Annotated in this window: 12 protein-coding genes; 1 reads left to right on the top strand and 11 read right to left on the bottom strand. The window is 52.2% G+C overall.

What is annotated here, in order from left to right:
* Positions 1–276: 276 nt before the first annotated feature.
* On the bottom strand, positions 277–1,527 hold the full coding sequence (locus AC1DUO_RS05475; protein ID WP_119261057.1) for a valine--pyruvate transaminase: 1,251 nt from the start codon (positions 1,525–1,527) through the stop codon (positions 277–279).
* 251 nt (positions 1,528–1,778) lie between these two features.
* Here AC1DUO_RS05475 and AC1DUO_RS05470 point away from each other — a divergent pair, with 251 nt between their 5' ends.
* Positions 1,779–2,990, top strand: a complete 1,212-nt coding sequence (locus AC1DUO_RS05470) for a hypothetical protein (RefSeq protein WP_119261058.1) — start codon at positions 1,779–1,781, stop codon at positions 2,988–2,990.
* Positions 2,991–3,057: 67 nt separating this feature from the next.
* Here the strand turns inward: AC1DUO_RS05470 and ghrB are convergent, their stop codons facing one another.
* The 10 genes from ghrB to AC1DUO_RS05420 form a co-directional block, all read right to left on the bottom strand.
* Positions 3,058–4,035, bottom strand: a complete 978-nt coding sequence (gene ghrB / locus AC1DUO_RS05465) for a glyoxylate/hydroxypyruvate reductase GhrB (protein WP_477986710.1) — start codon at positions 4,033–4,035, stop codon at positions 3,058–3,060.
* Positions 4,032–5,324: an MFS transporter gene (locus AC1DUO_RS05460; RefSeq protein WP_119261059.1), complete on the bottom strand. Its 1,293-nt coding sequence runs from the start codon at positions 5,322–5,324 to the stop codon at positions 4,032–4,034. Before AC1DUO_RS05460 ends, ghrB begins: the two co-directional genes overlap by 4 nt.
* A gap of 43 nt (positions 5,325–5,367) precedes the next feature.
* On the bottom strand, positions 5,368–6,117 hold the full coding sequence (locus AC1DUO_RS05455) for a sugar phosphate isomerase/epimerase family protein (RefSeq protein ID WP_037033869.1): 750 nt from the start codon (positions 6,115–6,117) through the stop codon (positions 5,368–5,370).
* Between the two features lie 213 nt (positions 6,118–6,330).
* Complete coding sequence (locus AC1DUO_RS05450; RefSeq protein WP_037033868.1) at positions 6,331–7,365, bottom strand: LacI family DNA-binding transcriptional regulator; 1,035 nt, start codon at positions 7,363–7,365, stop codon at positions 6,331–6,333.
* A 67-nt stretch (positions 7,366–7,432) separates the two neighbouring features.
* Positions 7,433–8,719, bottom strand: coding sequence for an MFS transporter (locus AC1DUO_RS05445; protein ID WP_013573369.1), 1,287 nt, complete (start codon positions 8,717–8,719; stop codon positions 7,433–7,435).
* 58 nt (positions 8,720–8,777) lie between these two features.
* A complete protein-coding gene (locus AC1DUO_RS05440; protein WP_119261060.1) occupies positions 8,778–10,904 on the bottom strand; it encodes an alpha-galactosidase in 2,127 nt (708 codons plus the stop codon).
* Between the two features lie 140 nt (positions 10,905–11,044).
* Positions 11,045–12,052, bottom strand: coding sequence for a LacI family DNA-binding transcriptional regulator (locus AC1DUO_RS05435; RefSeq protein WP_014411432.1), 1,008 nt, complete (start codon positions 12,050–12,052; stop codon positions 11,045–11,047).
* Between the two features lie 103 nt (positions 12,053–12,155).
* Positions 12,156–12,818 carry an OmpA family lipoprotein gene (locus AC1DUO_RS05430; protein WP_037033864.1) on the bottom strand — a complete coding sequence of 221 codons (663 nt, stop codon included), beginning with the start codon at positions 12,816–12,818 and terminating at the stop codon, positions 12,156–12,158.
* A 221-nt stretch (positions 12,819–13,039) separates the two neighbouring features.
* Positions 13,040–13,483 (bottom strand): N-acetyltransferase, encoded by a 444-nt coding sequence (locus AC1DUO_RS05425; protein WP_013573373.1) that lies wholly within the window; start codon positions 13,481–13,483, stop codon positions 13,040–13,042.
* Positions 13,480–14,052, bottom strand: coding sequence for a DNA-3-methyladenine glycosylase I (locus AC1DUO_RS05420; protein WP_037033862.1), 573 nt, complete (start codon positions 14,050–14,052; stop codon positions 13,480–13,482). Before AC1DUO_RS05420 ends, AC1DUO_RS05425 begins: the two co-directional genes overlap by 4 nt.
* Between the last annotated feature and the right edge of the window lie 152 nt (positions 14,053–14,204).

The following is a 14,204-nucleotide window of genomic DNA, read 5'->3' as shown; positions in this document are numbered from 1 at the left end:
TGTAAAATACTCAAACTCTTGACTGGGTTTTTATTTCTTTGATAAATAATGTTATTTTTTTTGTTTAACTGTAAAAAATATAAAGTGATGTATATCTATATATAAAATGAATTGATTTTTTTGAATGAATGTGTATCTGGATGCGTTGAGGGAGATATAAATAACTTTATGATGTCATTGAGAATAAGATTGTTTTCTACTCATGAGTAAGGGTCCTTAGATTGATAAAGTGACCCGAAAGAATATCATTCCTTCTGGTCACTTTATGGTGAAAAATCAGCCTTCAGCGTGGGCTTTTTCTACTTCTTCTGCCAGAATTTTCACGCCGCGCTCGATCTGTTCCGCATCAGGCACGTAATTCATCCGCATGCACTGATGCGTATGTGGCCACGGATGCTCGAGACCCGGGAAGAAGTAATCGCCCGGCACCATAAGTACCCCACGTTGTTTCAGGCGCTGATACAGCACTTCGGTGGTGATCGGTAAATCCTTGAACCACAGCCACAGGAAAATCGCCCCTTCCGGTTTGTGGATCAGGCAACGTTCTTCCGGCAGATAACGGCGCAGCGTGGCGATAGTTTCCTGCACGCGCTGGAAATAGAACGGTTTGATCACTTCTTCGGAAAGGCGCAGCAAATCGCCACGGACAATCATTTCATGGGCAATCGCAGGGCCGACACTGCCCGGCGACAGACTGATAATACCGTTCATATTACTGATCGCTTTGATGATTTTTTCATCAGCAATCACGATGCCACAGCGGGAACCCGGCAGGCCGAGTTTCGACAAGCTCATGCACAGGATAATATTCGGATTCCACAGCGGTGTGGCGTCAGTGAATACGATGCCCGGGAACGGCACGCCATAGGCGTTATCGATTAATAACGGAATATCTTTCTGCTGTGCCAGCGCATCGAGTCGGATCAGTTCTTCGTCAGTAATGACGTTGCCGGTCGGGTTGGTCGGGCGTGACACGCAGATCAGGCCGATATCATCGGTGATATTCAGATGATCGAAATCGACGTGATATTTGAACTGGCCTTCCGGCAGTAATTCGATGTTCGGCTTGGCTGAAACAAACAGATTTTCGTCCAGACCGGCATCGGCATAACCGAGATATTCCGGTGCCAGCGGGAATAATACTTTTGACATACTACCGTCGGCACGGCGTCCGGCGAACAGGTTGAACAAATAGAAGAAGGCGCTCTGGCTGCCGTTGGTCAGTGCGATGTTTTGCGCGTCAAGTTGCCAGCCGAGTTCTTTCTGTAACATGTCTGCCAGCGCATGACGTAACACATCTTTGCCCTGCGGCCCGTCGTAATTGCACAGCGCTTCGGTCAGCTTGCCTGCGGCGAGCATTTCCGTCAGCAGCGTCTGGAAATAATCCTGCATCTCAGGAATTTGCGCCGGATTACCGCCGCCGAGCATCACCGCGCCAGGCGTGCGTAAACCGTCATTCATGTCGCCCATCAGGCGTGTGATGCCTGAAAAACGGGTAAATTTGTCACCGAAAGCAGAAAACGTCATAGAAAGCTTTGTATGTTATCGAAATGTGATACCCACCATAACGCCTGCAGCAAGGCAGTGCAATCGGACCAGCGGGTTTTGGCGTGGAGAAGTATTAAAAAAGATGAATACGGAAAATCATTCAATGTATTTTTCGAATATCCCTGAACGGAACCCTTTATGCTTAATGACAGAGTAATAAAAAACGGCTTATGATATTTTTTCTTTCTTGGCATAATTATGTTTAAGAATATATATATCAGGTTGATAAAATGAAAAGAAGCATACTTATACTGAATATTTTCACGGCAGGCGGAGGAGACCATGCGCTGGGAAAGAAAATAAAAGACATCGCGCGGAGCACCCAGGCTGAGGGGGCATTAATTACGGTGAATGCCAAAACAAGACATATTAATATGCAGGGAAAGGAAGTGTTCAGTCCGGGTAAAAAATTGGATTATGATGACCCGGTAATTATTGTGACGCCCTACAGTCTCCTGTCTCCCGATGTATTATCGACAGTGCTGGCTGATTTTTTCTATCAGCTGGACATAATCACATGCAACACCGTTATTCTCATTGATGAAATGGATGTCACCCGAGGTGCGGCTTCATCTGATCGTGATTATAAAGCTGCCCTGTTGAGTCTGTGCTTCGAAAACATCATTGTCCAGAGCCTTGGATTCGCTAAGAAATCGATGGGTTATTTACCCATGCCTGAGCAGGAAGTTATCAATATACAAAAATCAGCAAAACAGGAAATCATTAAATTACTGGACGGTTATAACTTATCGATGCCGGAAAATTGTAGCTTATATCTTGCCTATTTAAGTTCTGATACCGTGACAACCTGTGCTCAGATTTTTATTATTAATTCATTGATAGAAGACAGTGGCTTGCTGAATAATTCAGCTTATGTCCTGGTGTGCAGGGAAAAAGGGAGTATTGAACGATTACTGAAAAACCTCAAAGGTTCCTTATCAGGGTCAATTTATAATGATTTGTTTTCTGAATGTCACTATTCAACCATGCAAGACGAAAATATATTCCAGTGCCACGGCTTCTCCCGCGGTACGGGAAAGAAAAAAGTACATATCGTTATTACCCAAACCATTCCCGGCACGACGTTTAAAAATCTGACCAGTATCAGCAAGACTGGCATGATGTCGGGCGATCAAAGCCTTTCCGATTATTTGTCACTGAAAAAGCGGTTACCTTATTACGACAAGCAAACCTGGAAAGACCCTCTTATTAAAGGATTGAAGACCCGTGCCCGTGAACTGGGGGGCGAAGAATTGCTCAACAAATTTAAGTCGATGGTCGCCGGAAGAAAAGCCTTTACTGGCAGCCTTTCCTTTAAGCTTCTGGCACCCGACGATGCCCCGACGCTGGCGCTGAAAAGCAGTCTTCATGCGTTTAACAAGGAAATATATGCAAGAAAAGCTGACGGGAAAATCAGAGAGATATTAATGAAATACCTCTGACCCTTCGAAAATAATCGGGAGACCGGCCGCAGGATTGCGCCCGGACCGGTCTCGCCCATTCTTTATCTTACTTCTTCAGAACTTCCGGGTTCACGCAGAACTGTTTCACGTCACCCTTGAGTGCGGCGATCAGGTTATCCACTGCGCAGGCCGCCATATCGTAGCGGGTTTCATGCGTTGCGGAACCGATATGTGGCAGCGCCACCACGTTTGGCAGGCTCAGCAGCGGAGAATCTTTTGGCAGCGGCTCAGTCTCGAACACGTCCATACCAGCACCATAAATCGTACCGRCTTTCAGCGCTTCGATCAGGGCTGGTTCATCGATAACCGGGCCACGACCTGCGCTGATCAAAATCGCGCTGGATTTCATCTTCGCCAGCTCTTCCTTACCGATCAGATGGAAGGTTTGTTCGGTCATTGGCAGCAAGATACAGACGAAATCAGACTCTTTCAGCAGCTCATCCAGCTCGCATTTACGCGCGCCAAACTTCTCTTCCGCTTCTTTATGCTGGCTGCGTGCATTGTACAAAATCGGCATGTCGAAACCGAAATGCGCACGTTGCGCCAGCGCCAGACCGATACGGCCCATGCCGACGATGCCCATGGTTTTATGGTGAACATCAATGCCGAACCAGTCTTCGCCAATGTTTTCATTCCATTCACCGGCTTTTACGCGCTCGGCCACATTTACCACGCGGCGGGCGGTAGAGAGCACCAGTGCCATCACCGTGTCAGCGACGGTATCGGTCAGCGCCGTCGGAGTATGCATCATCGGGATTTCGCGGCGGGTCAGTTCTGCCACATCGAAATTATCATAACCGACGGAAATGGTAGAAACCGCACGCAGGCGCGGTGCATGGTCGAAAAGTTCTTTATCAATTTTCCCGCCGGAACCCAGTAACCCTTCGGCGTTTTGCAGCGCATCAAACACCTGAGCACGGTTCTTATCCGTAATGCCATCAAATTCAGTGATGGTGAAATGCTCTTCAAGACGCTGATGCAGGTCGGCGGGTAATTTTTTATATAAAACGATAGACGGCTTCATGACTTACTCCCTTGGGTTAAGGAAACTTCTTTCGGCTGAATGTTGGCCTTTCGCGGTCTCACCAGCAGGGTTAAACCTGCGGAAACCAGTAACGACACGGCCATGAAAATAAATGAGGCTGCCGGACTGCCCGTATTGCCGTTGAGATAGCCGACAAACCAGGAGCCAAAGAATGAGCCCAGTGCGCCGAGGCTGTTAATCAAAGCCATCGCGCCACCGGACACATTTTTGGGCAGCATTTCAGGAATAATGGCGAAGAACGCCCCGTACGGGGCATACATTGCCGCAGCCGCAACCACCAGTAAACTGTACGAAAGCCAGAAATTGTTTGTGCCAGCGGCCCATGAACCAAAGAACGCCAGCGCGGCCACCAGCAATAACGGCCAGACAAACAACTTACGGTTTTGCATTTTGTCCGATGCCCAGGACACCAGGATCATGGCGATAGTGGCGGCCAGATAAGGGGCGGAAGATAACCAGCCCGCTTCGACCATGCCCATTGATTTGCCGTCGCGCAAAATCGACGGCAGCCAGAGCACAAAGCCATACACGCCAATGCTCCAGAAGAAATATTGCAGGCAAAGCAGCACCACATTGCGCGAGCGGAAGGCTTCCCGGTAACCGCCCACCGCCTGAATGTCTTTCTGCTCTTTTTCCAGTTGTGCGGCCAGCGCCTGTTTCTCCTGGTCGCTCAGCCAGCTGACTTGTTCAGGTTTATCTTTGACGGTAAACCACCAGATAACCGCCCAGATCACCGCCGGAATGCCTTCGAAGATAAACATCTCGCGCCAGCCAAAGGATTTGATCAGATAGCCGGAAAGCACCGACATCCACAACACTGTCACCGGATTGCCGAGGATCAGAAAGGTGTTAGCACGGGAACGCTCGGATTTGGTGAACCAGTTGCTGATATACACCAGCATGGCGGGCATCACGGCAGCTTCCACCACGCCGAGGGCGAAGCGGATCACTGCCAGCATCGGAATGTTGGTTACCACGCCGGTTAAAGAGGCGAATCCCCCCCAAAGCAATAAACACCAGAAAATCAGTTTCTTAACACTGCGGCGTTCGGCGTAAATCGTGCCGGGGATCTGGAAGAAGAAATAGCCCAAAAAAAACAGTGCACCCAACAGGGACGACATCCCTTTGGTAATGCCCAAATCGTTGTTGATACCGGCCGCTGAGGCAAAACTGAAGTTCGAGCGGTCGACATACGCCAGACTGTAAGTGATGAACACGATCGGCATGATGTACCACCAGCGGCGGGTGGCGATCCTGGACTGGTTCATAACTGTTTCTCCTGATAGTGCATCAGCACGGTCCCGACGGCGCTTACTGACGTAACAGTTCTACGTAATGGCGCGTCACCGCGGTCAGATCATCACCCTCAAGCGGGAATTCGATACCGCGTGGCACATCCTGAGGCAGGCTTTTCAATAAAGGTTCCCAACTGCCATCGCTGTCATCGAGCGCGACGGCATGCCATTTTCCGCTACGTTTTTGTGCAGCTTTGACATGCACATAACCCACATGACGCGCCAGACGCTCAGCGGCCACGGCCGGATCCTGTCCGACCCACAGCCAGTTGGCCATGTCGAACGTCATGCTTAACGGCAGATGCAGCGACTCAGCAGCAAACATAAAAGCGTTAATGCGTGAAAGAATGCCGCAATCCGGCGACTGGTCATTCTCAACCACCAGCTTCACCGGGCTTGACGCCAGCACAACCTTCAGCGGGGTCAGATCCTGGCCCGGCATAAATTCGCCGAGAGAAAACTTAATGGTGCGGGCATTGAGAATGCGCGCCTCTTCAAAATATTGTGATGCATCAGAATTAAGCTTGCCACCGGCTGAAAACAGCGGAAACGGCACGGAATACACCGCAAACAATCCATGACTTTTAATTTTTTCTGCCAGCGCTGGCAACGAATCCAGTTCTCCGGCAGTGAACAATTCGCGACGAATTTCCACACCGTCGGCCTTAGCATCAGCAATCACTGAAAGCAGCTCCGCCTGGCCGCCGCGGGCTTTTACCACGCTGTTGCCGTAGGCTGCGGTAACAATGACGATTTCTCTTTTCATGAATACTTATCCTGTGAAAGCGCCCTGTAATCTGGCGCAGGCAATCATTTCCGAAACCTTATTTTAGTGGAACAAATGACAGGTCGAGCCGTTGTTAACGTTTTGTTTCGTTTTATACAACCTAATTGGAACCGGTTCCAATCGACAGGACAAAAGCGCAAAAATATGATCCCGCTCACGAAGAACGGGCAGGTTCAGGGGGAAGAAGAGGGATCAGCGCGCTGCTGTAGAACCGCGCGCAATGAGTTCGCCGGAAAACTCCAGGTCTTTAACCGGCTCAGTATTGCCCTGAATGCGGGTCACCAGTTGTCTGAGCGCCGCCACGCCCATGTCGTAAGTCGGCTGCTTCAGCGTCGTAATGCCGACGCCCGCCAGTTCTGCCCACACCAGTTCGTCAAAGCCGGATAAACCGATGTCCGGCCCCCAGCGCAGATTCAGCCGCTGCATAGCGCGTGCAACCTGTAGCGTCAGTGCACCGTTCACACACATCACCGCTTTGTGTTTATCCGCGTGCCGTGCCACAAAGTCCTTCAGCAGATTATCCAGCCCTTCGGTATTACTCAGCTCAATTTCACCCTGTTCGGCAATATACTGCGGAGATTGCTGCATGCATTTCAGAAAGGCGTGTAAGCGGTCAAAGCGGGTATTTATATTGGCGGGTTCGCTGATGAAAAGCAGGGCTTCGAACCCCTGCTCCAGAAGATGACCGGTCATCATCTGAGTGGCTTCCACGTTGTTAAGTCCGATCACGTCGCAGGCGAAATTCGCCACTTTACGGTCAATCAGCACCATGGGTAAATTGGCCTGTTGCAGCGTAGAAATCGCCGCCTCGCGCATACCCACGGCATTCACCACAATGCCATCGACGCGATAACTGCTGAGTAATTGCAGGTAATGCTTTTCCTGATCCAGCTCGTTATTGGTGTTACACACCAGCAGCGTCAACCCTTCCTGACGGCAGGCGGCTTCAACGCCACGCATCACATCGACAGAATACGGGTTGGTGATATCAGCGAGGATCAGCCCGATTAGCCGCGTTTGCCCGCTTTTCAGGCTACGTGCCATCTGGCTGGGCTGATAATCGAGCAGGGAGATAGCCCGTCCGATGCGCTCTTTCAGCGAATCGGACAGCAGGTGTTGTTCACCGTTGAGATAACGTGAAACGCTGGTTTTACCGGTTTTGGCGGCACTGGCGACGTCACGTATCGTGGCGCGAACCGCAGCGCCCGGTTCCTGTTTTTTGCTCACAGCCTTTCTCCCTTCTTGCTCATCCCACGGAGACTAGCACAGAGTGCTGAAAGACTGCATCCGCAAGTCAGCGCAAACCTTCTGCCGTTTGCACCCCGGAAACCGCTTCAGGCTTCGGCCTGCTGCTCAGGGTAAACGCGGAAATGATCGTCACGCCAAAGGCAATACCGCCGAGGATCAGATAAGTATCACTGAATCCGATACGGTCATACAAACTGCCCGCGAAGGCCGAAAGGAAAATCGCCGCCAGTTGTTTGGCAAAGTTAAACCCGATCAGATAAATGGTCGCCGAGAACCGGACATCAAAAATCTGCGTGATGTATTTGAACACGCCAACCAGCAGGAACGGTACTTCCAGCGCGTGCAGCATCTTCAGCAAAATCACTTCAACCGCCGTGGTGGCAAATGACGAACCGACAATGCGGATCGACATAATCGTGCCTGCCAGCAGCAAGGTGTTTTTCGCGCCGATGCGGTTAATGATCCACGGAGAACAGAACATAATCAGTGCGTTACACAACTCACCGGCGGTGGTGACGTAGCCGAACATTTCCGTGCCCTGCTGTGGCGACGCGAAGAAAGTTTTGAAGAACGTCGCGAACTGCTGATCGAACACGTCATACACACAGGCCACGCCGATGACATACAAAATCAGCATCCACAGTTTGCGCTCTTTCAGTAATAAAGCCGCCGTTTTCAGCGAGAATTGCGGCTGATTGGCACCGAGTTTATCCAAAACCTGTGCGTTTTTGTTTTCCTGTGGACGGGCAATCAGCAGCAAAATCATCAAAATGATTGCGGCCCCGGAACCCATCCAGAACACGATATCCGGGTTGATATTAAACAGCACACCCGCCGTCGAGGCGCAAATCCCCCAGCCGAAACAGCCGAACATCCGCGCCTTACCGTATTCAAACGAACTGTTGCGGCTCACTCTTTCGATATACGCCTCAGTCGCGCCCGAACCGCCCGCGAACACGAAACCGATATAGGCGCCGCCGAGAATGGCACCGAGCACAATATTCAGTTTTAACAACGGCGCGAAGACGTAAATGAAGAACGGCGCAAACAGGAACAGCAGTACGGCGATGACCCACAGAAGATGCTTCTTCAGGCCGAGCTTGTCTGAAATGATGCCGAAAATCGGCTGAAACAGAATGGCAAACAACGACATGCTGGAGAACACGATACCGGTTTCCGTCTTACTCAGGCCGATCACGTCAGAAAGCCAGATCGGTAAAAACGGATAACAGGTCGCCATGATGAAGAAATACAGGAAGAAATAGCTGCCAAATATCCAGAAATTAGTATTGTTTTTGTAGAAGCAACGATCGGAGGTTTGTGTAGAGTTCATAGTGATTTCCTTGCCGAAACCATGAAAACCGGCACTGTCGTACCGGCGTTTTTTGTTGTTATCTGATTTCTTCGAAGCCCAGCAGCAGGGCACTTTCCGGATCCAACACCGGCAGTGCCAGCCCGGCATTTGCCAGCCATTCGCCGCTCAATACCGGAGATTCATGCAGCCACGCCGGTTGTACGCGCATGGTGTGACCGCTGCCGCCACCCGCCAGCAATGGCGGTTCATCCAGCACCGTCACGCGATAACGCGCATCAGATCTTAGCCCCGGCACCCGCAACACACCGGGTAACGACCAGGTGGGCATCGCCAGTTGGCTGACCAGGAATACCGCGCGATCGGCGCTTTCACTGACCACGCCATTGATCAGCACCGTCTCGTCGTGTGTATCCACGCGGTAAACGTCGCCGCTGTGTAATAACGGGCGAAGTTGTTGATGAAGGCGGGTGTATTTCGCAAAACCGGCGCGTTCGGTATCGCCTTCTTTCACCGGATCCAGCTCAATCCCCATGTGACCGAACAGCGCCGTCAGGCCGCGAAATTCAATGCTGTGCTGGCGTGAGGTGGCATGGCACAGCTTGTTGCCGATGTGCGACCCCATCACTTCCGGCGGGAAGAAATAGCTCATGCCGCGCTGAATTTTCTGCCGCTCCAGCGCGTCGTTATTGTCGGATGTCCAGAAACGGTGGCTGCGTTTGAGCACCTCGAAGTCAATGCGACCCCCGCCGGACGCGCAGGATTCAAACTCAATCTGCGGGAACCGTTCGCCCAGCGCGTCGAGCAGGCGGTAAAACTGCTGCGTTTGTGACGTCAGTGCCGCGCGACCTTCATGGCCGGGCTGGACAATTTCACGGTTCATGTCCCATTTCACATAATCGACGTCGTGCTCGCCAAGCAGCCAGCTCATGCGTTCCAGCAGATAATCAAAGACCTGCGGATTGTTCAGATCGAGCACGAACTGGTGACGTCCGCTCGGTTGCTGATAGCCCGGCAACGCCAGCAGCCAGTCAGGGTGGGCGCGGTATAAATCGGAATCCGGGTTAATCATTTCCGGCTCGACCCAGATGCCAAATTCCATACCGAGTTTTTTTACATGGTCGATCACCGGTTTCAGGCCGTTCGGGTATTTCTTCTCGTCGAGATACCAGTCACCGAGTGCGGCGCGGTCATGGTCGCGGCCACGGAACCAGCCGTCGTCGATAATGAAGCGTTCCACGCCTAACGCGGCGGATTCGGTCGCCATCTGCATGATGTAGTCAGGATCGTGATCGAAATAAATCCCTTCCCAGGTATTGAGATGTACCGGACGCGGTTTCTCAGCCGGGAAGCGCAAAATCTGTTCACGCACAAACTGGTGGAATTGCTGACTCATGCGGTTCAGGCCGCTGGCGGAATAACTAGCATACAGCCAGGGCGTTTCCAGAGTTTCGCCTTGCCCGAGTCGTTGCTCACCGGGGAGATACAACGCTTCGGCTTGCATCAGACGGCGGCCGTCGATTTTGATGTCGGCGCGCAGCCTGTGGTTGCCGCTCCACCCCAGATGCATTCCCCAGACTTCGCCCTGTTCTTCGCTGAAACCCGGATGACCGATCATCATCGCCGGAAAATATTCGGAAGAGGTTTTGCCGCGACGGTTTTCCTGAATGATGCCGCCGTGATCCAGCCGTGTGCGGTGCGGCTGGAATTCTTTGATCCAGCGGCCATGAAAGGCCATCACTTCGGCGGCACGTTCCGGCAGCGGCAGCGTCACGGCCAGTCGCGTCACCTGATACGTGCCGGGTTTGAGGTTGGTCAGGCTGTTACGTGCCTGTAAAACGCCGATGTCATCGAGGCGTAACTCGCTGCGAAATTGCAGTCCGGCGATCGGGTCTTCGGTGGTAATGGTGAGCTGGTTTTCATCATGCTTTACCTGCGTGGTATTGAATACCGGCGACCAGTCCAGCCCGTCGCGATGGCCTTCCATGCCCGGTGTGCCGAATGAACCGCGCCCTGAGTCGGCACTGACATTCACCGGCGCTTCGACATCAATCCGGCCATTGGGCACCGCGCGGCTCAGCGAAATAATGTCATTCGCTGAAAACTGGCTGAGGCGGTTTCCCCAGTAAAGAATTTCGGCGTAAGGCATGCAACGCACGATCAGGCTGGTATTCCCGCCGGTTAAATGAACAATCTGGTTTTCCATATAGTCGCTGCTCCAAACAAAGATTTGCGCTGATAAGACGCGATCAGGTGGAGTAACTATTGATCCGAAACGTTTCGGATGGGAAATGTAAATCGTCAGATTTGTGATATAGGGTGGAAAAATAACCGAAAGGGGAAGTATCAGCGTGGTGGATGTGCGGTAACGCCCGCCTGCAGTTCAGGCTGCCAGAGAACCTGTAAATCTTTCAGTGGCTCGTTGCGGATCAGCGACATTGTCATGGTGGCGATTTGCAAACCGACCGCTTCGCGGGTGCCCTGGCGGACTGCGGTCACCGCCACATCCGGCACGCTGTCACGGGGTAATCCGTCAAAAATGATGAGTGATATACCGCCACTGAGCAGTAAACCGGCTTCATGTAACGCCAGTGCTGCGCCTTCGCCGTGCATATTGCAGTCGCAGACAATCGCCGTTGGCGGTACCGGTAGCGCCAGCAATGCCTGCGTGGTCTGATAACCGGCGCGACGGCTTGGGCTGATTTTATGCATGTAGTCCGGGTTTTCCGGCAGGGCGTTGACCTGCAACCCGTCGAGATACCCCTGATAACGCTGTCCGATAAACGATTGCTGATTATTTTCGCCAAGAAACGCGATGCGCTGATGGCCGAGTGCGGCGAGATGATCGACCGCCATCTGCATACCGGCGCGGTTATCGAAATCAAACCAGGCGTAGTCCTGCGTCAGGCAACCGCTGCGGCCCAGTGCCAGGAACGGGAAATTGCGTTGCTGCAAATCCAGCAGGCGAGGGTCGTTATCAAGCGTATGCGCCACCAGCATGGCATCGACGCGTTTGCTTTCAATCAGACGCCGCCACGAAAAGGTGCCCAGTTCATCCGGCACCAGTAACAGGTCGATTTCATGTTTGGCCAGTTCACGGGTGATACAACCGACCATTTCGATAAAAGCAGAATTACTTAAAGGGTGGGAAGTGAAGGGAAAAATGAGGCCAACGGCGTCGATCTTGCCCATTTTCAACCGGCGGGCGAGGGTGTTGGGGCGGTAACCGCGCACATTTGCCGCCGCCTGAACACGGGCTTTGGTCTCTGCTGAAACGTCATCGTAACCGTTCAGCGCGCGGCTGACGGTGGTCACGGAAATACCGAGATCTTTCGCGATAGCTTTCAGAGACATACTGACACCCGTAACGCCGTTGAGGAGACACATTGCGGGAGAATATCACATGCCAGACAAAACGGGGCCATAAGGCCCCGTGATGAATAAGGATATTCAGAGTTTACTGCAACGGACTTAGCGTGATTTCTACACGACGGTTTTGCGCTTTCCCGGCTTCGGTGCTGTTGCTGGCAATCGGATTATCCGGGCCGGCGCCGGTGGTGTGTACGCGGCTGCCTTCAACACCTTGTGTAATCAGCGCACTGCCCACGCCGTCAGCACGTTGCTGCGACAGTTTCATGTTGAGCGCGCGGGTGCCGGTGCTGTCGGTGTAACCGATCACGTTAACGGCAGTTTTCGGATACTCTTTCAGTACCATCGCCACGCCGGTCAGCGTGTTAGCGCCTGCCGGTTTCAGCGTGCTGCTGTTGGTGTCGAAGGTGACGTTGTTCGGCATATTCAGCACGATGTTATCGCCCTGACGGGTCACGCTGACGCCGGTACCTTTCATTTTATCGCGCAGTTTAGCTTCCTGCACATCCATGTAATAACCTGCACCGCCGCCCAGTGCAGCACCGGCTGCGGCACCGATCAGCGCGCCTTTGCCGCGGTCGTGTTTAGAAGAAGACAGCATACCGACGCCTGCGCCGAGCGCGGCCCCAAGACCTGCGCCAATGCCGGATTTCCCTGCTTCTGATTCGCCGGTGTAAGGGTTAGTGGTACAGGCCGACAGGCCCAGGGTGGCGCAAAGTACGCCCGCAACCACAACTAATCTTTTGCTCATCTTATTTCCTTCAGGATGTTTATTATTCAGAACTTAACCGCTGCATTATGACTTCGCGCTTTCTGAGAAGTTGCACAGAAAAAGGTGTCAAAACATAAACAAATGCAACGGGAGGACATCAGTCCTGCGGCGTTCTGGCGCTCTTTATGCGCAATTTCGGCACGTTAAGCAGTAGGAGAATTCCGGATATCCGTTTTTGTATTTTTACGGATTTTTGGAACTTATTCAGAAAGGGGATGATGCCAGCGCAGAATGTACGTTGGCATATCCGTGCCGGGATGGCGGGTGTTCGCGGTTATCTCAAAATTTTCCTTGCGATAGAACGAGACGGCGCGATCATTTTGTTGGTAAACCTCCAGCAGCAGCACCGGATATTCCTCCTTTGCCGCCGCCATCAGACGCTGCGCGGTGCCATCGCCGTAGTGTGAGGCTTCTACAAACAGCGCACCGATAAACTGCTGATTCATCACGCTGATAAATCCGCAAACCTGATCATCTTCGTCGCAATCGACCCAGGTTCTGGCTTTGGGCAGAAAATCTTCTCTGACCATTTGCAGGCTTTCAATCCAGTAGGATTCGGCGATGAACGCATGTGAAAGCAAAGAACTGCGCAGCCAGAGCATCAGAATGGCTTCGGTGTCGGCGGGCCGCGCTGCACGGATCATGACGGCTGATTCGCCGGATGGCAGAAGCAATATGACTGATGATCGTTCACCAGCCCGGCCGCCTGCATAAAGGCATAACAAATTGTCGAGCCGGTAAACTTAAAGCCTTTCTTTTTCAGCGCCTTGGACATGGCATCGGATACGGCGGTGGTCGCCGGAACCCCTTCCGGGCCAAGCGGATTATTGATGACCGGTTGGCCGCCAACAAAATTCCAGATGAATTCAGAGAAGTCTTCGCCACCGGCCTGCATCGCCAGATACGCCTGTGCGTTGCCGATAATGGCTTTGATTTTGCCACGATGGCGGATGATCCCGGCGTCGAGCACCAGCCGCTCCACGTCGTCATCGGTCATTTTCGCAATGCGCACCGGGTCGAAGTGATGAAAATTCTGGCGATAGTTTTCGCGTTTTCTCAGCACGGTGATCCACGACAGACCGGCCTGCTGGCCTTCCAGACACAACATTTCAAACAATTCGCGGCCATCTTTAACCGGCACGCCCCATTCTTTATCGTGATACTCGAGGTAAATCGGTTCTTTCGAAACCCAGTTGCATCGGGTAGTCGCCATTCTGTCGTCCTTATAAGAGGCTTAAATGCGTGGTGTCAGTGTGTGGCTTCTCGGATAACTCTGCAACGTCGCAATTTCTAAATCCCCACCTTGACGCTGGTCGGATCTGAACAATATTTAAAGCCAATCATTACGTAATCCTTACGTTTAAT

This window comes from Rahnella sp. P4_A8, assembly GCF_056402435.1.
Note: the sequence above shows the minus strand (reverse complement) of the source record. Positions and strands in the feature narration are given on the sequence as shown.

What these genes read in the sequence shown, in the direction of transcription:
- AC1DUO_RS05475 (WP_119261057.1), bottom strand. Translation starts at nt 1,527, where the DNA reads ATGACGTTTTCTGCTTTCGGTGACAAATTTACCCGTTTTTCAGGCATC.
- AC1DUO_RS05470 (WP_119261058.1), top strand. Translation starts at nt 1,779, where the DNA reads ATGAAAAGAAGCATACTTATACTGAATATTTTCACGGCAGGCGGAGGA.
- AC1DUO_RS05460 (WP_119261059.1), bottom strand. Translation starts at nt 5,324, where the DNA reads ATGAACCAGTCCAGGATCGCCACCCGCCGCTGGTGGTACATCATGCCG.
- AC1DUO_RS05455 (WP_037033869.1), bottom strand. Translation starts at nt 6,117, where the DNA reads ATGAAAAGAGAAATCGTCATTGTTACCGCAGCCTACGGCAACAGCGTG.
- AC1DUO_RS05445 (WP_013573369.1), bottom strand. Translation starts at nt 8,719, where the DNA reads ATGAACTCTACACAAACCTCCGATCGTTGCTTCTACAAAAACAATACT.
- AC1DUO_RS05440 (WP_119261060.1), bottom strand. Translation starts at nt 10,904, where the DNA reads ATGGAAAACCAGATTGTTCATTTAACCGGCGGGAATACCAGCCTGATC.
- AC1DUO_RS05435 (WP_014411432.1), bottom strand. Translation starts at nt 12,052, where the DNA reads ATGTCTCTGAAAGCTATCGCGAAAGATCTCGGTATTTCCGTGACCACC.
- AC1DUO_RS05430 (WP_037033864.1), bottom strand. Translation starts at nt 12,818, where the DNA reads ATGAGCAAAAGATTAGTTGTGGTTGCGGGCGTACTTTGCGCCACCCTG.
- AC1DUO_RS05425 (WP_013573373.1), bottom strand. Translation starts at nt 13,483, where the DNA reads ATGATCCGTGCAGCGCGGCCCGCCGACACCGAAGCCATTCTGATGCTC.
- AC1DUO_RS05420 (WP_037033862.1), bottom strand. Translation starts at nt 14,052, where the DNA reads ATGGCGACTACCCGATGCAACTGGGTTTCGAAAGAACCGATTTACCTC.